Source organism: Bradyrhizobium sp. WSM4873 (genome assembly GCF_055811355.1).
The window spans coordinates 83058-100422 of sequence record NZ_JBVVPS010000022.1; the positions used below are offsets into that span (position 1 = coordinate 83058).

At 64.0% G+C, this 17365-nt stretch carries 19 protein-coding genes; 15 read left to right on the plus strand and 4 right to left on the minus strand.

What is annotated here, in order from left to right; translation table 11 throughout:
• Positions 1–381: 381 nt before the first annotated feature.
• The 15 genes from urtA (at position 382) to AC0L21_RS25975 (ending at position 14398) form a co-directional block, all read left to right on the plus strand.
• A complete protein-coding gene (urtA, locus tag AC0L21_RS25905; RefSeq protein ID WP_007599797.1) occupies positions 382–1704 on the plus strand; it encodes an urea ABC transporter substrate-binding protein in 1323 nt (440 codons plus the stop codon).
• An 84-nt stretch (positions 1705–1788) separates the two neighbouring features.
• A complete protein-coding gene (gene urtB, locus AC0L21_RS25910) occupies positions 1789–3396 on the plus strand; it encodes an urea ABC transporter permease subunit UrtB (RefSeq protein WP_473264571.1) in 1608 nt (535 codons plus the stop codon).
• The gene (gene urtC / locus AC0L21_RS25915) at positions 3393–4571 is read left to right on the plus strand and encodes an urea ABC transporter permease subunit UrtC (RefSeq protein WP_473264572.1); all 1179 of its coding nucleotides are present in this window, start codon (positions 3393–3395) and stop codon (positions 4569–4571) included. The genes urtB and urtC overlap by 4 nt, the downstream gene beginning before the upstream one ends.
• Positions 4568–5329 carry an urea ABC transporter ATP-binding protein UrtD gene (urtD, locus tag AC0L21_RS25920; RefSeq protein WP_473264573.1) on the plus strand — a complete coding sequence of 254 codons (762 nt, stop codon included), beginning with the start codon at positions 4568–4570 and terminating at the stop codon, positions 5327–5329. Before urtC ends, urtD begins: the two co-directional genes overlap by 4 nt.
• A 3-nt stretch (positions 5330–5332) precedes the next feature.
• Positions 5333–6028: an urea ABC transporter ATP-binding subunit UrtE gene (urtE, locus tag AC0L21_RS25925; RefSeq protein ID WP_473264576.1), complete on the plus strand. Its 696-nt coding sequence runs from the start codon at positions 5333–5335 to the stop codon at positions 6026–6028.
• Positions 6029–6059: 31 nt separating this feature from the next.
• The gene (locus AC0L21_RS25930) at positions 6060–6890 is read left to right on the plus strand and encodes an urease accessory protein UreD (RefSeq protein ID WP_473264577.1); all 831 of its coding nucleotides are present in this window, start codon (positions 6060–6062) and stop codon (positions 6888–6890) included.
• A gap of 24 nt (positions 6891–6914) precedes the next feature.
• Positions 6915–7217: an urease subunit gamma gene (locus AC0L21_RS25935; RefSeq protein WP_473264578.1), complete on the plus strand. Its 303-nt coding sequence runs from the start codon at positions 6915–6917 to the stop codon at positions 7215–7217.
• Positions 7218–7226: 9 nt separating this feature from the next.
• Positions 7227–7532 (plus strand): urease subunit beta, encoded by a 306-nt coding sequence (locus tag AC0L21_RS25940; RefSeq protein WP_007599812.1) that lies wholly within the window; start codon positions 7227–7229, stop codon positions 7530–7532.
• Between the two features lie 57 nt (positions 7533–7589).
• Positions 7590–8129: an HD domain-containing protein gene (locus AC0L21_RS25945; protein WP_473264579.1), complete on the plus strand. Its 540-nt coding sequence runs from the start codon at positions 7590–7592 to the stop codon at positions 8127–8129.
• Between the two features lie 37 nt (positions 8130–8166).
• The gene (gene ureC / locus AC0L21_RS25950; protein WP_473264580.1) at positions 8167–9882 is read left to right on the plus strand and encodes an urease subunit alpha; all 1716 of its coding nucleotides are present in this window, start codon (positions 8167–8169) and stop codon (positions 9880–9882) included.
• 140 nt (positions 9883–10022) lie between these two features.
• On the plus strand, positions 10023–10322 hold the full coding sequence (locus AC0L21_RS25955) for a putative quinol monooxygenase (protein WP_007599815.1): 300 nt from the start codon (positions 10023–10025) through the stop codon (positions 10320–10322).
• A 14-nt stretch (positions 10323–10336) separates the two neighbouring features.
• Entirely contained in the window at positions 10337–10960 is a 624-nt protein-coding gene (locus AC0L21_RS25960) for an urease accessory protein UreE (RefSeq protein WP_473264581.1), read from the plus strand.
• The gene (locus AC0L21_RS25965) at positions 10941–11669 is read left to right on the plus strand and encodes an urease accessory protein UreF (RefSeq protein WP_473264612.1); all 729 of its coding nucleotides are present in this window, start codon (positions 10941–10943) and stop codon (positions 11667–11669) included. The genes AC0L21_RS25960 and AC0L21_RS25965 overlap by 20 nt, the downstream gene beginning before the upstream one ends.
• A gap of 151 nt (positions 11670–11820) precedes the next feature.
• Entirely contained in the window at positions 11821–12444 is a 624-nt protein-coding gene (gene ureG / locus AC0L21_RS25970; RefSeq protein ID WP_473264582.1) for an urease accessory protein UreG, read from the plus strand.
• Positions 12445–12739: 295 nt separating this feature from the next.
• Positions 12740–14398, plus strand: a complete 1659-nt coding sequence (locus AC0L21_RS25975) for a CHASE domain-containing protein (protein WP_473264583.1) — start codon at positions 12740–12742, stop codon at positions 14396–14398.
• 28 nt (positions 14399–14426) lie between these two features.
• Here the strand turns inward: AC0L21_RS25975 and AC0L21_RS25980 are convergent, their stop codons facing one another.
• From AC0L21_RS25980 to AC0L21_RS25995, 4 genes are all read right to left on the minus strand, one after another.
• Positions 14427–15035: a TetR/AcrR family transcriptional regulator gene (locus AC0L21_RS25980; protein ID WP_473264613.1), complete on the minus strand. Its 609-nt coding sequence runs from the start codon at positions 15033–15035 to the stop codon at positions 14427–14429.
• A gap of 88 nt (positions 15036–15123) precedes the next feature.
• Complete coding sequence (locus tag AC0L21_RS25985; RefSeq protein ID WP_473264584.1) at positions 15124–16266, minus strand: OpgC domain-containing protein; 1143 nt, start codon at positions 16264–16266, stop codon at positions 15124–15126.
• A gap of 187 nt (positions 16267–16453) precedes the next feature.
• A complete protein-coding gene (locus AC0L21_RS25990; RefSeq protein WP_473264585.1) occupies positions 16454–16909 on the minus strand; it encodes a hypothetical protein in 456 nt (151 codons plus the stop codon).
• Positions 16910–16985: 76 nt separating this feature from the next.
• Positions 16986–17357, minus strand: coding sequence for an ElaB/YgaM/YqjD family protein (locus AC0L21_RS25995; protein ID WP_473264586.1), 372 nt, complete (start codon positions 17355–17357; stop codon positions 16986–16988).
• Positions 17358–17365 lie beyond the last annotated feature (8 nt).

A 17365-nucleotide genomic window follows, 5' to 3' on the forward strand; every position in this document is an offset into this window, starting at 1 on the left:
TTAAGAACACGCGGCTCGCAACGGTCGCCTGATTCGCAAGAGACCTCAGCCCCCATATGGAACATTGAGGCGGCGCTTTCAAGGCACGCCCCACACAAACGGCGATCGCGGTGCAGAAATAGTTATGCCGGAAATTTAGCCAGAGGGAGAAATTTGCTCAGAAAATAACCTGCCTGCCGCATTCGCATACATTTGAATTGCTCAATGTTTAGGCGGTACCGTCGTGGCGACACTTCGTTTTCCGTCTATTTCTTCAACACACTCAAGTGCTTAGTAGGTGTCAAATCCATGGCACGGTTCTTGCGAATGCGTTAATCGCAGGCGGCCGTTGGGGCCGTTTCGCAGCGTTTTTCACGTCTGCGTCAGGGAGATGAGACACTCATGCATAGCAAATCCACTCACGATATAGCGGCGCCATTTAGCCGCCGTGGCGTTCTCGCCGCGACCGCCGGACTGATGCTTGGTCTGGCTTCCATTTCTGGTGCGAAGGCCGCGGACGACACCATCAAGGTCGGCGTACTTCATTCCCTCTCCGGCACCATGGCCATCAGCGAAACCACGCTGAAGGACACCATCCTCTTCCTGATCGACGAGCAGAACAAGAAGGGCGGCGTCAACGGCAAGAAGCTCGAAGCCGTCGTCGTCGATCCCGCTTCCAACTGGCCGCTGTTCGCCGAGAAGGCGCGCGAGCTCATCACCAAGGACAAGGTTTCGGTCGTGTTCGGCTGCTGGACCTCGGTGTCACGCAAGTCGGTGCTCCCGGTGTTCAAGGAGCTGAACAGCATCCTGTTCTACCCCGTGCAGTACGAGGGCGAGGAGAGCGAGCGCAACGTGTTCTACACCGGCGCCGCGCCGAACCAGCAGGCGATCCCCGCCGTCGACTATCTGATGAAGGACGAGAAGGTGAAGCGCTGGGTGCTCGCGGGCACTGACTACGTCTATCCGCGCACCACCAACAAGATCCTGGAAGCCTATCTGAAGTCCAAAGGTGTCGCCCAGGAAGACATCATGATCAACTACACGCCGTTCGGTCATTCCGATTGGCAGACGATCGTGGCCGACATCAAGAAGTTCGGCTCGGCCGGCAAGAAGACCGCAGTGGTCTCGACCATCAACGGCGACGCCAACGTTCCCTTCTACAAGGAGCTCGGCAACCAGGGCATCAAGGCGAAGGACATTCCGGTCGTCGCGTTCTCGGTGGGTGAGGAAGAACTCGCCGGCATCGACACCAAGCCGCTGCTCGGCCATCTCGCCGCCTGGAACTACTTCCAGTCGATCAAGTCGCCGGAGAACGAGAAGTTCATCAAGGCGTGGCAGACCTACACCAAGAATCCGAAGCGCGTGACCAACGATCCGATGGAAGCGCACGTGATCGGCTTCGACATGTGGGTCAAGGCGGTCGAGAAGGTGAAGTCGACCGATCCGGACAAGGTGATCGATGCGCTCCCGGGCATCGAAGCCAAGAACCTGACCGGCGGCACCTCCAAGATGCTTCCGAACCATCACATCACCAAGCCGGTGTTCATTGGCGAAATCAAAGCCAACGGCCAGTTCGACGTGGTGTGGAAGACCCCGGGTCTTGTCGCGGGCGACGCTTGGTCGAAGGAGCTCGACGGTTCCAAGGACCTGGTCGGCGACTGGGTCGGCAAGAAGTGCGGTAACTTCAACACCAAGACCAACAAGTGCCTCGGTTCGGGCTCCTGATCCGGATCTGACGCTCCATTGCACGATCGGAGAAGGCGGCGATCCCGCCGCCTTCTCCACCCTTTTCTGCCGGGGTCTTTCACAGTGCCAGCCAATCTGTCCGCCCGCCTCTGTTCGCTCGTGCTCTCGTTGTTCCTGATCGCGTTCGCAATGCCGGCCTTGGCCGGCCCGTTCGAGGATGCGGTCGCAAAATTCGCCAACGACGATTATTCCGACACGGAAGAGGCGATCGGCGTGGTCGCAAGCAGCGGCAATACGCTGGCCTTTCCGATCATCAGCGCGCTCCAGGACGGCCGCCTCATGGCCGATCCTGACAGCAAGAAGGTTTACGTCACCGGCACCGACGGCAAGTCGATCGATGCCGCGACCGGTCAGGCCGTGGCCAGCGTGCCCGACAGTGCGAGCGCGGTCCGCCTCAACAACCGCCTGCGCCGCAGCGTCGATGCCGCGATCGGCAGCCTGACGCTGCAGTCACCCGATATCGGAGCACGTCTTCAGGCCGCGCAATCCGTCTTCAAGTCGCATGAGGAGACATCGCTCGAAGCCGTCGATGGCGCGCTCGCCAAAGAAACCAACCGATCCGTCAAGGCTGCGCTGGGCGACGCCCGCGCGGCGATCCTGTTGTTCAAGCCTGATGCCACCGAGATCGAGAAGCTCGAAGCCGTTGCCACCATCAAGGCGCGCGGTGACCAGGAGGCGATGGCGCTGCTGACGGGCATGGGCGACCAGCCGGCCTCGGTGACCAAGGCTGCTGCGAGCGCAATCGGCTCGATCCAGAGTTCGCTCGCGGTCTGGTCGATGGTGCAGAATGCCTGGTATGGCCTTTCGCTCGGTTCGGTGCTGCTGCTTGCCGCAATCGGCCTTGCCATCACTTTCGGCGTGATGGGCGTCATCAACATGGCCCATGGCGAGATGGTGATGATCGGGGCCTACACCACCTTCGTGGTGCAGGAGGTGATCCGCACCCGTTATCCCGGCCTGTTCGACTGTTCGCTGCTGATCGCGGTGCCGCTTGCCTTCCTGGTGGCGGGCGCGCTCGGCGTCGTGATCGAGCGCAGCATCATCCGCTTTCTCTATGGCCGTCCGCTGGAGACGCTGCTGGCGACCTGGGGCCTGTCGCTGGTGCTCCAGCAGGCGGTGCGCACCATGTTCGGCCCGACCAACCGCGAGGTCGGCAACCCCTCCTGGATGAGCGGCGCGTTCGAGCTCGGCCAGATCACCATTACCTATAACCGGCTCTGGATCCTGGTCTTCACGCTCGCGGTGTTTGTCATTCTGCTCGCGATGCTGCGCTACACGGCGCTCGGGCTGGAGATGCGCGCGGTGACGCAGAACCGCCGCATGGCGGCCTCGATGGGCATCGCGACTTCGCGCGTCGACGCGCTCACCTTCGGCCTCGGCTCGGGCATTGCCGGCATCGCCGGTGTGGCGCTGTCGCAGATCGACAATGTCAGCCCCAATCTCGGCCAGAGCTACATCATCGACAGCTTCATGGTCGTGGTGTTCGGCGGCGTCGGCAATCTCTGGGGCACGCTGGTCGGCGCCTTCACGCTCGGCATCGCCAATAAATTCCTGGAGCCGGTCGCCGGCGCCGTGCTCGGCAAGATCGCCATCCTCGTTCTCATCATCCTGTTCATTCAAAAGCGGCCGCGCGGCCTGTTCGCGCTCAAGGGCCGTGCGGTGGAAGCATGACCCCTCACATGCTGACGCGATCGCTGGACCGCGGCGCCACGATCTTCCTTGCCGTCGTCGTGGCCTGCGGCATCCTCATCCCGCTCTCCAACCTGCTGCTGCCCGCGGGCTCGTTCCTGCAGGTGCCGACCTATCTCGTCGCGCTCTGGGGCAAATATGTCTGCTACGCCATCCTGGCGCTCTCGATCGACCTGATCTGGGGCTATTGCGGCATCCTCTCGCTCGGCCACGGTGCCTTTTTCGCGCTCGGTGGCTACGCGATGGGCATGTACCTGATGCGGCAGATCGGCAGCCGCGGCGTCTACGGCAACCCGATCCTGCCCGACTTCATGGTGTTCCTGAACTATTCGAAGCTGCCCTGGTACTGGTACGGCTTCGACATGTTCTGGTTTGCCGCGCTGATGGTGCTGATCGTGCCGGGGCTGCTCGCCTTCTGCTTCGGCTGGCTCGCCTTCCGCTCCCGCGTCACGGGAGTGTATCTGTCGATCATCACCCAGGCGATGACCTATGCACTGCTGCTTGCCTTCTTCCGCAACGATTTCGGCTTCGGCGGCAACAACGGCATGACCGACTTCAAGGACATTTTGGGGTTCAACGTGCAGGCCGAGGGCACGCGTGCTGCGCTGTTCGCGCTGAGCTGCCTGGCGCTGATCGCCGGCTTCCTGATCTGCCGCGCCATCGTCTCGTCCAAGCTCGGCAAGGTGCTGATCGCGGTGCGCGATGCGGAATCGCGCACGCGCTTCCTCGGCTACCGCGTCGAATCCTACAAGCTGTTCGTGTTCACGGTGTCGGCCTGCATGGCCGGCGTCGCCGGCGCGCTCTATGTGCCGCAGGTCGGCATCATCAACCCGAGCGAATTCGCACCGGGCAATTCGATCGAGGCGGTAATCTGGGTAGCGGTCGGCGGCCGCGGTACGCTGGTCGGCGCTGCGCTCGGTGCCGTCGTCGTCAACTACGCAAAGACGTTCTTCACCTCCGGCATGCTCGCGCCCTACTGGCTGTTCATGTTGGGTGCCATGTTCATCCTGGTAACGCTGCTGCTGCCCAAGGGCATCGTGGGCACTTTCAACGCCTGGTGGGACTCGTCGAAGGAAAGGCGCGACGCCGCGACCGTTGCGAGTGCTGCGGCCGAAGACGGCGTCGCCGAACCCAAAATGGCGGAGGAGGTGCAATGAACGTCATGGACACCCGCGCGACCTCCGCAATGCTGTATCTCGACGGCGTGCACGTCTCGTTCGACGGCTTCCACGCCATCAACAACCTCTCGCTGACGCTCGAGCCCGGCGAGATGCGCGCCATCATCGGCCCGAACGGCGCCGGCAAGACCACGATGATGGACATCATCACCGGCAAGACCAAGCCCGATGAAGGCACCGTGCTGTTCGACGGCGTCACCGATCTGACGCGGCTGGACGAAACCCGTATCGCCGAGCTCGGCATCGGCCGTAAATTCCAGAAGCCGACCGTGTTCGAGAGCCAGACCGTGCAGGACAATTTGCTGCTCGCGCTCAATGTCGACCACAGCGTCAAGGGTACGCTGTTCTGGCGCGGCAGCCGGGCGGAATCCGAACAGATCGACAAGGTGCTGGAGACGATCCGCCTCACCGATGCCCGCCACCGTCTCGCCGGCAGCCTCAGCCACGGCCAGAAGCAGTGGCTCGAGATCGGAATGCTGCTGGCGCAGGATCCGAAACTGCTCCTCGTCGACGAGCCCGTTGCTGGCATGACCGACGTCGAGACGCATCTCACCGCCGAGCTGCTCAAGGAAATCAACAAGACCCACACCGTGATGGTGGTCGAGCACGACATGACGTTCGTGCGCGAGCTCGGCGTCAAGGTCACTTGCCTGCACGAGGGTACCGTGCTCGCTGAAGGCACCATCGACCAGGTCTCGTCCAACGAGCGGGTCATCGAAGTGTATTTGGGGCGGTGAGCGATGCTTGAGGTCAAGGACATCAACCTGTTCTACGGCGCGGCGCAGGCGCTGCGCGGCGTGTCGATCGCGGCCGAGCCCGGCAAGGTCACCTGTGTGCTCGGGCGCAACGGCGTCGGCAAGACCTCGCTCCTGCGCGCCATGGTCGGGCAGTACCCGATTTCCTCGGGCGCGATCGTGCTCGACGGCAGCGATATCACCGGCCTGAAGCCCTATGAGCGTGCGCGCAAGGGCATCGGCTTCGTGCCGCAGGGGCGCGAGATATTTCCGCTTCTGACCGTCGAGGAAAATCTCAAGACCGGCTTCGGCCCGCTCAAGCGCGAGGACAAGCACATTCCGGACGACGTGTACTCACTGTTCCCGGTGCTGCAATCCATGCTCGGCCGGCGCGGCGGCGACCTCTCCGGCGGTCAGCAGCAACAGCTCGCGATCGGGCGCGCGCTGGTGATGCGACCAAAGCTGCTGCTGCTCGACGAGCCGACGGAGGGCATCCAGCCCTCGATCATCAAGGACATCGGCCGAGCCATCTCGTACCTGCGCAACCTCGGCAACATCGCCATCGTGCTGGTCGAACAATATCTCGACTTTGCCTGCGAACTCGGCGACAGTTTTGCGGTGATGGATCGCGGCGCGGTGAAGTTCACCTGCGACCGCTCCAATCTCGACGCGAGCGAAATCAGCCGCCAGATGGCGCTGTAGGCCATTCTGCCGCGACCGGCTGGGGAGGCGGATGCGCAGCGACGTTTCAGCGACATCTTCAGTGTTCGACGCCAACCGGGCCCGCGGCGCGGTGCGCTTCGAGGTCCACGCGCGCGACGGTGTGACGCGTCGCGGGATCTTGCATGAGTCCGGCTCCCTGCGCGTACGCTTCCCTTCGCCGGAGGACGAAGGGCTCTCCGGCGTGTTCGTCAACACCGCCGGCGGTGTCGCCGGCGGCGATCGCTTCGACATCGAGATCGCGGCCGCGGATCGTGCGAAGCTGACGCTGACCACGGCGGCCGCGGAAAAGGTCTACCGCGCGCCAGGGCAGGCGGCGGAGCTCAATATAGCGCTGAAGGTTGCTGCAGGCGCGCATCTCGGCTGGCTGCCGCAGGAGACGATCCTGTTCAACCGGGCGCGCGTGCAGCGCCGCTTCGACATAGACCTCGATGCGACTGCCTCGCTCCTGCTGTGCGAGATCGTGGTGTTCGGCCGTACCGCGATGGGCGAACGGATGGAGCAGGGCGAGTTCGTCGACCGCTGGCGGCTGCGTCGCGGGGGCAAGCTAGTATTCGCCGAGACCGTCAGGCTCGACGGCAATATCGGCGCAAAGCTTGCGCGATCGGCGGTGGCCAAGGGCGGCGCTGCGATCGGCACGGCGCTGATCGTGCCCGGCGACGAGGCCCTGATCGAGCGTCTCCGCGAGGTCTCGGAATCCTTCGCCGGCGAGGTCGGGATATCCGCCTGGAATGGCTTTGCAATGGCGCGGTTCTGTGCCCAAGATGCGGCGCGGTTGCGCGGCGACATGATGGCCGTATTGGCGCGCACCGGTGCGGCGCTGCCGCGGCTCTGGCTGAATTGACGAAGTGAACGGAAGAGATTTCGTATGAACCTGTCTCCGCGCGAAAAGGACAAGCTTCTGATCTCGATGGCGGCGATCGTGGCCCGCCGCCGGCTGGATCGCGGCGTCAAGCTCAACCATCCGGAGGCGATCGCGCTCATCTCCGATTTCATCCTCGAAGGCGCACGGGACGGCCGCACCGTCGCCGAGTTGATGCAATCGGGTGCGCAGGTTCTCACCCGCGAGCAGGTGATGCCGGGCATTCCCGAGATGATCCACGACATCCAGGTCGAGGCGACCTTTCCGGACGGGACCAAGCTCGTCACTGTGCACGAGCCGATCAGGTAGGAGAGAAGCATGATCCCCGGCGAACTCTTCATCCAGGACGGCGAGATCGAGCTCAATGCCGGCCGCAAGACCGTGACGCTGACGGTCGCCAACACCGGCGACCGCCCGATCCAGGTCGGCTCGCACTATCATTTCTTCGAGACCAACCCGGCGCTGAAGTTCGATCGCAAGAAAGCCCGCGGCATGCGCCTCGACATCGCCGCCGGCACCGCGGTCCGCTTCGAGCCGGGCCAGACCCGCGACGTCCAGCTCGTCGCGGTGGCAGGCAAGAAGACCATCTACGGCTTCCGCGGCGACGTGATGGGGAAGCTGTGAAATCCACAGGAACGAGCGTGGCGCGCCACGGTTGAGGCGAAAACGGAGGACTTTGCCATGCTGTCACCTGTCCGCCTCGTCTCCGAAGCCGCCGAACTCGCCGCGCGCCGCCACAACGGCATGGCGCGCAAGGGCCGCGGTCATGAGCCTTACATCAACCACCTCGCCGAGGTCGCGAACCTGCTTGCGATCGCGACCGACGGCGCCGACGCCGAACTCGTTGCCGCCGGCTGGCTGCATGATGCGATCGAGGACACCGACACCACGCGCGAGGAGCTCGTGCAAAAATTCTCCGACCGTGTCGCGTCGCTTGTCGAGGAATGCACCGACGATATGAGCCTGCCGAAGCCGGAGCGGCGGCGGCGCCAGGTGCTCGACGCACCGGAAAAATCGGATGGCGCCAGGCTGATCAAGATCGCCGACAAGATCAGCAATATCGGCGCGCGCGTGCATTCCGATCCGACGGCCGAGGAACGTGACGACCTGGTCGATTACACCGACTGGGCCGAGCAGGTTGTCGCCGGTTGCCGCGGCGGCAACTCTTGGCTCGATACGACATTCGACGACATGGTGCTCACAGCGAGGACCTCGCTGTGAACACCGATCCAGAATTCAAACGCAAACGGGGCTTGTGATGTCCGTCAAAATAAAGCGTTCCGTCTATGCCGACATGTTCGGCCCGACCACCGGCGACAAGGTGCGGCTGGCCGACACCGACCTCATCATCGAGGTCGAGAAGGATTTCACCACCTACGGCGAGGAAGTGAAGTTCGGCGGCGGCAAGGTGATCCGCGACGGCATGGGGCAGTCGCAGGTCACCAACAAGCAGGGCGCGGCCGACACCGTCATCACCAATGCGCTGATCGTCGATCATTGGGGCATCGTGAAGGCCGACGTCGCGATCAAGGACGGTATGATCGCCGGCATCGGCAAGGCCGGCAATCCCGACATCCAGCCGGGTGTCACCATCATCATCGGCCCCGGCACCGACGTGATCGCGGGTGAAGGCAAGATCCTCACCGCCGGCGGCTTCGACAGCCACATCCATTTCATCTGCCCGCAGCAGATCGAGCACGCGCTGATGTCGGGCGTCACCTCGATGCTGGGGGGCGGCACCGGTCCCTCGCATGGTACGTTCGCCACCACCTGCACGCCGGGGCCTTGGCACATGGGGCGGATGATCCAGTCGTTCGACGCCTTCCCGGTCAATCTCGGCATCTCCGGCAAGGGCAACGCCTCGCGGCCCGCCGCGCTGGTCGAGATGATCAAGGCCGGCGCCTGTGCGCTGAAGCTGCACGAGGACTGGGGCACCACGCCGGCTGCGATCGACACCTGCCTGTCGGTCGCCGACGACTACGACATCCAGGTGATGATCCACACCGACACGCTCAACGAATCCGGCTTCGTCGAGGATACGATCAAGGCGTTCAAAGGCCGCACGATCCACGCCTTCCACACCGAGGGCGCCGGCGGCGGTCATGCCCCTGATATCATCAAGGTCGCAGGGCTGAAGAACGTGCTGCCGTCCTCGACCAACCCGACGCGGCCCTTCACGCGCAACACCATCGACGAGCATCTGGACATGCTGATGGTGTGCCACCACCTCGATCCCTCGATCGCGGAAGATCTGGCGTTCGCCGAAAGCCGCATCCGCAAGGAGACCATCGCGGCCGAGGACATCCTGCATGATCTCGGCGCGCTCTCCATGATCTCCTCGGACTCCCAGGCCATGGGCCGCCTCGGCGAGGTCATCATCCGGACCTGGCAGACCGCCGACAAGATGAAGAAGCAGCGCGGGTCGCTGCCGCAGGACAAGGGCAAGGACAACGACAATTTCCGCGTCAAGCGCTACATTGCCAAATACACGATCAATCCCGCGATCGCGCATGGCGTTTCGAAGCTGATCGGCTCGGTCGAGAAGGGCAAGCTCGCCGATCTCGTGCTGTGGTCGCCGGCCTTCTTCGGTGTCAAGCCGGATTGCGTCGTCAAGGGCGGCATGATCGTCGCGGCTCCCATGGGCGATCCCAACGCCTCGATCCCGACCCCGCAGCCGGTGCATTACCAGCCGATGTTCGGCGCCTTCGGCAAGGCGATGACCGCGTCCTCGGTGGTGTTCACCTCGAAGGCCGCGATCACCGGCGGCCTCGCGCGCAAGCTCGGCATCGACAAGAAGCTCTATGCGGTCCAGAACACCCGCGGCAGGATCTCGAAGAAGAGCATGATCCACAACGACGCCACGCCCAATATCGAGGTCGATCCGGAGACCTATGAGGTCCGCGCCGACGGCGAGCTTTTGACCTGCGCCCCCGCCGAGGTGCTGCCGATGGCGCAGCGATATTTCATGTACTGAAATAGCGCCTCAACGCATGTCCCAGGACCATGTCGTGGTCGCATATCGGAGACAGCTTTTCCGGTTTTGCGTTCGATCCCGCCTGGTCTAAGGTCCCGCCGGGTATCTGAAGCCCAGAAGAAAAGCCGGGAGGATTTCTCGTGATCTATGTCGTCGCCACCTTGACCATCAAGCCTGAAACGCGCGCCGAATTCATTGCAGCCGCCACCGCCTGCATCAAGGAGACGCGGAAAGAGCCCGGCAATATCGCCTATGATCTGCATGAGAGCGTCACCGATCCCGCCAAGATGGTGTTCGTCGAGCAGTGGGAGAATGCCGAGGCGCTGGTGCCGCATCGCGCCATGGAGCACATGAAGACGTTCGGCCGCGTTGCGGTGAAGTGTTTTACGGCGCCGCCAAAGATCGAAGTGATCACGCCCGAGAAGGTCGAGACACGGTAACGGGGTAAAAGCGCATGATCCGGGCGACGCAGGTCAGGGGACAACACCGTTTCGCGGAAGCGCCGGCGGATACGGTCGTGCTCGATTTCGACGATCGACACCGCCGCCGCATGGCGATGACGGGAACGCGGGGGCTCGAGTTCCTGCTCGACCTGGAGAATGCCGTCGCACTGCGCGGCGGCGATGCGCTGGTGTTGGAGGACGGCCGGCTGGTCGAGGTGGTCGCAGCGCCCGAGCCGCTGCTCGAGATCCGCGGCCACGATCCGCACCACCTTATTCGCGTCGGCTGGCATCTCGGCAATCGCCACCTGCCGACGCAGATCATGGCCAAGGGCCTGCGCATCCGCCGCGACCACGTCATCGCAGCCATGGTGAAGGGCCTCGGCGCGCGCGTGATCGAGATCGAGGCGCCGTTCGATCCCGAGGGCGGCGCCTATGCCGATGCCGGTCATGCGCATGGACATGACGACCACGCGCATCACGATCACGGCCATGATGATCATCATGATCATCATGGTCATGATCACCACCATGATCATGCCGCACATGGCGACGGTCACGATCACCATCACCACGACGAGCATTGCGATCACCCCGACCATCACCATGGCCACAAGCATGCTCATGACCACAAATGAGCCGGTCGCGGCCCGCGACCTCGCGGAGCGCGAGGCGGCGGCGCTGTACCGGCTGATGACCTGGCTGTCACCCGCGTTTCCCGTCGGCGGCTTTTCCTACTCCAGCGGCATCGAATGGGCGGTCGAGGCCGGCGACATCACCGAGACCGCGTCGCTGGCGGACTGGCTCGATGCGATGCTTCGCGATGGCTCCGGCTTCTGCGATGCGACGTTTCTGGTCCACGCCTATCGCGCCACTGAAGCGGGCGAGGGCGACAACTTGGGCGATATCGCCGAGCTCGCCGCGGCCTTCGTGCCGTCGCGCGAGCGGCAGCTGGAGACGACGTCGCAGGGCCGTGCCTTTATCGATATCGCCCGCGCAGCGTGGGATGCCGACGGGCTGGATGCGATGGTTGCGGCATGCCGCACGCAATTGGTCTATCCCGTTGCTGTTGGCGTGGTCGCCGCGGTGCACGGCGTGCCGCTGGGGCCGACGCTGCACGCCTTCCTGCATGCGCTGGTCTCGAACTGGATCTCCGCGGCCAGCCGGCTCATTCCGCTCGGCCAGACCGACAGCCAGCGCGTGCTGGTGAGGCTGGAAGCCGCGGTTGCCGCGACGGCGAATCGTGCGCTGGGTGCGATGTTGGACCATCTCGGTGGCGCGACGTTTCGCGCCGACCTCGCCAGCCTGCGGCACGAGACGCAATATACGCGGCTGTTCAGATCTTGAGCACGAGCCTCACTCCGTCGTCCCGGCGAAGGCCGGGACCCATAAGCACGAATCTTTGTGGGGATGGAGGGATGTGGCCACAGCCCGCCACATCAACTGAGTTCGGTGGCTATGGGTCCCGGCCTTCGCCGGGACGACATTAGGAGAGAGCATGTCGAAATCTCACGGCCCCTTGCGTGTCGGCATCGGCGGTCCGGTCGGATCGGGCAAGACCGCGCTGATGGACCTGCTCTGCAAGACCATGCGCGAGCGCTACGACATCGCCGCGATCACCAACGACATCTACACCAAATGGGATGCGGAATTCCTCGTGCGCTCGGGCTCGCTGACGCCGGATCGCATTGCCGGAGTCGAGACCGGCGGCTGCCCGCACACCGCGATCCGCGAGGACGCCTCGATGAATCTCGCCGCGGTGGCGGATATGCGCGCCAAGTTTCCGGGGCTCGATCTCGTGCTGATCGAATCCGGCGGTGATAACCTCGCTGCCACTTTTTCCCCGGAGCTCGCCGATCTCACCGTTTACGTCATCGACGTGGCGGCCGGCGACAAGATCCCGTCCAAGGGCGGGCCAGGCATCACCCGGTCCGACCTCCTTGTGATCAACAAGATCGACCTGGCGCCCTATGTCGGCGCCTCCCTGGAAAAGATGGAGACGGACGCCAGGCGCATGCGGGGCGAGCGGCCGTTCGTCATGACCAACCTGAAGAAGAGCCAGGGGCTGGACCACATCATCGGCTTCATTGAGGCCAAAGGCGGCTTGAAACGGGCCGGCTGACCGGCGCGACGACCTAACGCAGGCGTTTCCCCCGTTAACGCGTTGGGCAGAGCCGTGTCCGCGGAACAAATTTCGGTCACGGCAATTGATTACCTCCGGTGCCCGGAGCAAATCCACCCGGCCCGACCATCGGCGGGCCGATTTAAGCTTCTCAGGCGACCAAGTTGCGTACCGATGCCTCCTCCTTCATTATCCCGGCCATTGGGGTCCACCCTGTTTCGGCACGTGCCCGTTCGAGCGGCGTCCATATGCTCCGTGTTTATTGCCGACCTCCAGCTTTCGCCTGAGTAGTCGCGTGGTCCGGCTGGGTTTCATCATCGGCTTCATTGCTCTTCTCGGAGCCCTGCTCTCCGGGCTCGCGGCTTATCGCGTCCACGACCAGGAGCTGGCGCTGGACCGGATCGCGCTGGCGCGCGCGATCGATGTCCATGCAAGCCTGGTCCAGGACCGGCTCACCGAGCGCGAACTGCTCGCGCGGGTTGCCTCCGGCCTGTTCCGGGCGCCGTCGGTGCTCAAGCCTAACATGCTCGAGCCGCTGCGCTCGGCCATCTACGCCTTCAAGACCGATTTCGTGGTGGCGGGCTGGGTCGCCCGCCTGAAGCCGAACGAGCTTGCCGCAGCGCAGGCCGCCATCGCGAGCGCCGGCTTCCCCAATCCGCGAATCCGCAGCTATGACGACAAGCCGATCGATCCGGCAGGTGTTACCCAGCCGATCGACGTGCTGATGGATCTCGAGCCGCGCAGCAACGAGACCAAAGGGCTGCCCGGCCGCAGTTACGACCAGGACCAGGTGCGCGGCGCCATGCTGGCGCGCGCCAGAGTGGAGAAGAGGTCGGTTGCCTCGGAACCGGTTGCCCTCCTGCGTAGCGGCGGCCCGATCGGCATCATTGTGGCCGCTCCCGTCATCCCAGAGGGCGCGACGGAGCCGGCGGGCTTCATCACATTTTCCTACGAGCTTTCCTCCCTGATGCTGACCAACGACGACATGTCGTTGTTCGCGGTCGCGTTGAAGGATCCGCGCCGCGAGGGTGGTGAGCTCGTCGCCAACGATCAAGGCGTGGTCTCGGCCCGCACGACGGCGGCCGATGGGCCGGCCCCGTCGGCGACGCGCACGGTGAGCTTCGGTGGTCGCGACTGGCAGCTCGGCTATTACGCCAAGACCAATTCGGCGCGCCGCGCCGAGCAGACTGCGATCATCGTGGCGGCAATCGGCCTTGCGATCACCGCGATGGTGTGCGGCCTGTTCGGCTATGTCGCCTACAACAATTTGCGGCTCAGCCGGGAAATCCAGGTCAGAATCGGCTTCGAGCGCCGGCTGACGGCTGTCATCGACGAGCTCAACCACCGGGTCAAAAACATCCTGGCGGTGATCCAGTCGATCGTGACCCGTACGCTGCGCCATGGCTCCGACATCGATGTCGCGCGCGAGCTCCTGATCGGTCGCATCCATGCCATGTCCAACGTCGTCTCGCTGCTCAGCGAGAGCCAGTGGCAGGGCGTCAAGCTGAAGGGCCTGTTCGAGGCGCGCGCCATCCCGCATGCCGACCGCATCGCCGTTACCGGTCCTGACATCGCAGTCAGCGCGCGCGCGGCGCAGAGCCTGTCGCTGCTGTTCTTCGAGCTCGCCTCGCACTCCGACGAGGGCCTATCGCTGGTCGGCAAGCATCCGCACATCACTGCCAATTGGACGGTGACCAACGAGGGGGCCGGCGAGGTCTTCTATTTCCGCTGGGAGGAGTTCAACACCAGCGAAGCGACGCGCCGCCCCGATTCCGATTTCGGCCTGATCCTGCTCGACCGCGTCGCGCCCGAGGCGCTCGGCGGCACCGCCAAGCGCTATTTCACCGACGTCTCCTATGTCTACGAGCTGACCGCGCCGATGGAGACGGTAGAGGACATGACCGAGCGCGACCGTACCGACAAGCTGTCAGCACCGATCCGGCCGGCGCGGTAATTCGAGGCTGGAGTTCGCTCGAAAACGCCTAGCTCTTCGGCCGCAGCACGAGGTCAACCAGAGTCCGCGCGTAAGCCGGCGTGATCGGCGCGATGCCGAAGACGTAGCGGTAGAACAGGCCGCCATAGATCGCGTCGTAGAGATCCTGGGGCGGAGCTTTCGCCAGAATGCTGCCGTCGCTCTGGCCCGCGGCGATCATCTCGATCAGCGCGTCGCGCCGGAATTGCAGATAACGGGCGTAGAACAGCTCCGCCGAGCCGGTCTTGGAGATGCATTCGGAGATGACGGCGAGCTGGACTTTGCCGAACTCGCCCTGGAGCGCTTCGGCATAGGCCGCGGCATGGCGGCGTGCGCGCGCGGCGGGGCTGCCCGAGCTTGCAGGCGGCAGCGGCAGCATCTGCGCGGCATGGTGAAGGAAGGCGTCGATCAGCAAGGCTTCGCGGGACGGCCACCATTTGTAGATCGTCATCTTGGAGACGCTGGAGTGGCGTGCGATCGCGTCGATGGTGGTGGCGGCAAGCCCGGTGGTGGCCATCAGCGCATAGGCGCTTTGGAGAATGGCGTTGGTGGTCTCGATCGACCTTGGCCGGCCGCGCCGGGGCGCGCTGTCGGCTCCCTCACTCCCGCCATTCGCCATCACCACGCCCGGCCTCCTCGCGCAATCCGCTGCCGCTCCGCATAGCCCAGCCGTGATGGCCGGCCTAGCGGAATCGGAAGGTGCGGGGTTAGGCCTGCTGCCGCAAGGCCGCGGGCAGGTCCTGCCGCTTCGACCAGGCGATGTAATATGCGACCGCGGCCATCGCCGCGAAGCCCGCCAGACTCACGGCGATCTGCATCACCACCAGATTCGCGCCGGTAATCAGGATGAGATGGCCAGCAAGTGACAGGAACACGCCGACGCAGAACACCGCGAGCCACTCCTCGCCGCATCGGATGACCGCCCGTAGCGATCTCCATTGCAGGCCGGGATGATCGGCCGGGACGAGATGTGTAGCGATGAAAGCGAGCGCGAGGAAGTGGACCACGCGATAGGGTGCGAGGTTTTCCTTGTCGGTCGGCGTGATATTGTCCAGCACGATGTCCGGCAGGTAGGCGGCAAGCGCCGGCGAGTGGCGCATTAGCGTGATCGCCAGTGCGAATACGAGATAGGCGCCCGCAAGCACGCGCAGCCAGGACAAGCCGTGCAGCGCGCGGCCCGACGCACCCGTCACGGCAAACCAGCCGCCCAGCACCATCAGCATCTGCCAGCAGAACGGGTTGAAGGTCCACTCCTGGTCCGGATAGACCCGGAAATTCCAGTCGAACCAGCGCGCCGCAACGTAGAGCGCGACCGATGCCGCAAGCGTCAGGTTCGGCCGCCGCAACAGCCCCCACAGCGCGAACGGAAAGAAGGCCATCAGCGGGATCATCAGCTGCAACAGGTCGAGATTCAGCGGCTCCTCCTGGAGCACGAGGCCACGCACCAGGATGCGCAGCGGGTGCTCGAGAATTCCCGATATGTTGTATTCGTGGATGATCTCGGGCGCCATCGATTGCGAGGCGACATAGGCGATGGTGTCGATATAGATCACGAACAGCACGACATAGGCGGCATACAGCCGCCAGACGCGGCGAAAGATGCGCGTCGCCGCGACGACGTAGCCGCGCTCCAGTGCGATCCTGCCGTGAATAATCGCGACGCCATAGCCCACCACGAACACGAACAAGTCTGCGGCGCCGCTGAAGCCGAAGTTGCGCAGCGTCAGCAAATTGACGACGTTGTTCGGGATGTGGTCGACGAAAACCGACCAGTTGGCGATACCGAGCGTCAAATAGAGCCGGGGGTCATGATGGAATGCGGCGAGGTTCGCCTGGACGGACGGTTTCATCGAGAAAATGGCTTTTGGAATCAGGGGCGCTGCTTTTAGCGGCAACCGCCTGCCTGTCCGAGTAGCGTTTGCGTGATGGCGCAGGCAAACGGCCGGACGGCGCCAAATCTGACGCCGGGCCGCCGGTACCTATTCGATAGATGCGTTCGCGCGACTTCTGACGAAATATTCTAACCCGCGGTAGCTGCTACTCGGCAGGTTCGGCCGAGGCCTCGTCGGGTGCGCCGGCGCGGCTCGCCATGATTCCGAGCGCGACGCCGCCGATCGCCAGGATCGGCAACAGCCGCTTGATCCCGACGGCGCGAACGATCTGGAGTCCGGTGGCGAGCAGCATGGGGTCCGCGAGCATGTTCGAGGCCGCCGACTTCGTGGCGCGCTCGGCTACGATATGAGCTTGCTTGCGCAGCTGCCGTTTGGAGACCCAATAGCTTACCGCCGCGGTCAGGGTCAGCAGAAAGAAAATGCCTGCACCGGCGAGGCAGGCCTGCACCGGACCATATTTGTTGAGCACCGAAATGAATGCCGCCGCGCACAGGAAGCAGGTGGTGATGAAGAGCGCGAACGCCGCGCCTGCTGCCAGCGAGGTCAGCCGCACGGTGGTGCCGGTGGATGCACTGATCCCGTCGATGATGCGCTGAAACATGGTCTTGCTCCTCAGATCCCCACAAGCCGGCACCGGCGGCGCCGCTGCGCCACCGTCTCGATACAAGTTCGCGACCTCAGCGGCGCCAGGCCGCGCCGATCAGGAAGCCGATGCCGAGCGCGAGCCCGACGGTCGCGAGCGGCCGCTGGCTGATCGCGTCCTCCAGCGTCTCCTCGATCGAGCCGTAGGCCTCCTGTGCGGCGTCCATCATCGCGCTGCCGCGCTCCGACATGTCGTCGATCGCGGAATCCACGTTCTCGCGCGCCTGGCGATAGCCGCGGCGGGCCTGCTTGCCGGAGGAGTTGGCAAAAGTATTGAGCGCGTCGGTGATCTGATCGGTGAGGGCGGCGATATCGCTTTTCACGGCTGCTACATCCTTCTCGAGGCGTTCTCGGGTGGCTTTGTCGGTCCAGTCTCTCATCCCGGCTTCGGCGTTGGTGGTGGACATCAGGGGCT

Bases quoted from the DNA above. Each gene is read 5' to 3' on its own strand.
- AC0L21_RS25935 (WP_473264578.1), top strand. From the start codon at position 6,915: ATGAACCTGTCTCCGCGCGAAAAGGACAAGCTTCTGATCTCGATGGCG.
- AC0L21_RS25985 (WP_473264584.1), bottom strand. From the start codon at position 16,266: ATGAAACCGTCCGTCCAGGCGAACCTCGCCGCATTCCATCATGACCCC.
- AC0L21_RS25965 (WP_473264612.1), top strand. From the start codon at position 10,941: ATGCTCATGACCACAAATGAGCCGGTCGCGGCCCGCGACCTCGCGGAG.
- ureC (WP_473264580.1), top strand. From the start codon at position 8,167: ATGTCCGTCAAAATAAAGCGTTCCGTCTATGCCGACATGTTCGGCCCG.
- urtD (WP_473264573.1), top strand. From the start codon at position 4,568: ATGAACGTCATGGACACCCGCGCGACCTCCGCAATGCTGTATCTCGAC.
- AC0L21_RS25980 (WP_473264613.1), bottom strand. From the start codon at position 15,035: ATGGCGAATGGCGGGAGTGAGGGAGCCGACAGCGCGCCCCGGCGCGGC.
- AC0L21_RS25940 (WP_007599812.1), top strand. From the start codon at position 7,227: ATGATCCCCGGCGAACTCTTCATCCAGGACGGCGAGATCGAGCTCAAT.
- urtE (WP_473264576.1), top strand. From the start codon at position 5,333: ATGCTTGAGGTCAAGGACATCAACCTGTTCTACGGCGCGGCGCAGGCG.
- ureG (WP_473264582.1), top strand. From the start codon at position 11,821: ATGTCGAAATCTCACGGCCCCTTGCGTGTCGGCATCGGCGGTCCGGTC.
- AC0L21_RS25995 (WP_473264586.1), bottom strand. From the start codon at position 17,357: ATGTCCACCACCAACGCCGAAGCCGGGATGAGAGACTGGACCGACAAA.
- urtA (WP_007599797.1), top strand. From the start codon at position 382: ATGCATAGCAAATCCACTCACGATATAGCGGCGCCATTTAGCCGCCGT.
- AC0L21_RS25990 (WP_473264585.1), bottom strand. From the start codon at position 16,909: ATGTTTCAGCGCATCATCGACGGGATCAGTGCATCCACCGGCACCACC.
- AC0L21_RS25930 (WP_473264577.1), top strand. From the start codon at position 6,060: ATGCGCAGCGACGTTTCAGCGACATCTTCAGTGTTCGACGCCAACCGG.
- urtC (WP_473264572.1), top strand. From the start codon at position 3,393: ATGACCCCTCACATGCTGACGCGATCGCTGGACCGCGGCGCCACGATC.
- AC0L21_RS25945 (WP_473264579.1), top strand. From the start codon at position 7,590: ATGCTGTCACCTGTCCGCCTCGTCTCCGAAGCCGCCGAACTCGCCGCG.
- AC0L21_RS25960 (WP_473264581.1), top strand. From the start codon at position 10,337: ATGATCCGGGCGACGCAGGTCAGGGGACAACACCGTTTCGCGGAAGCG.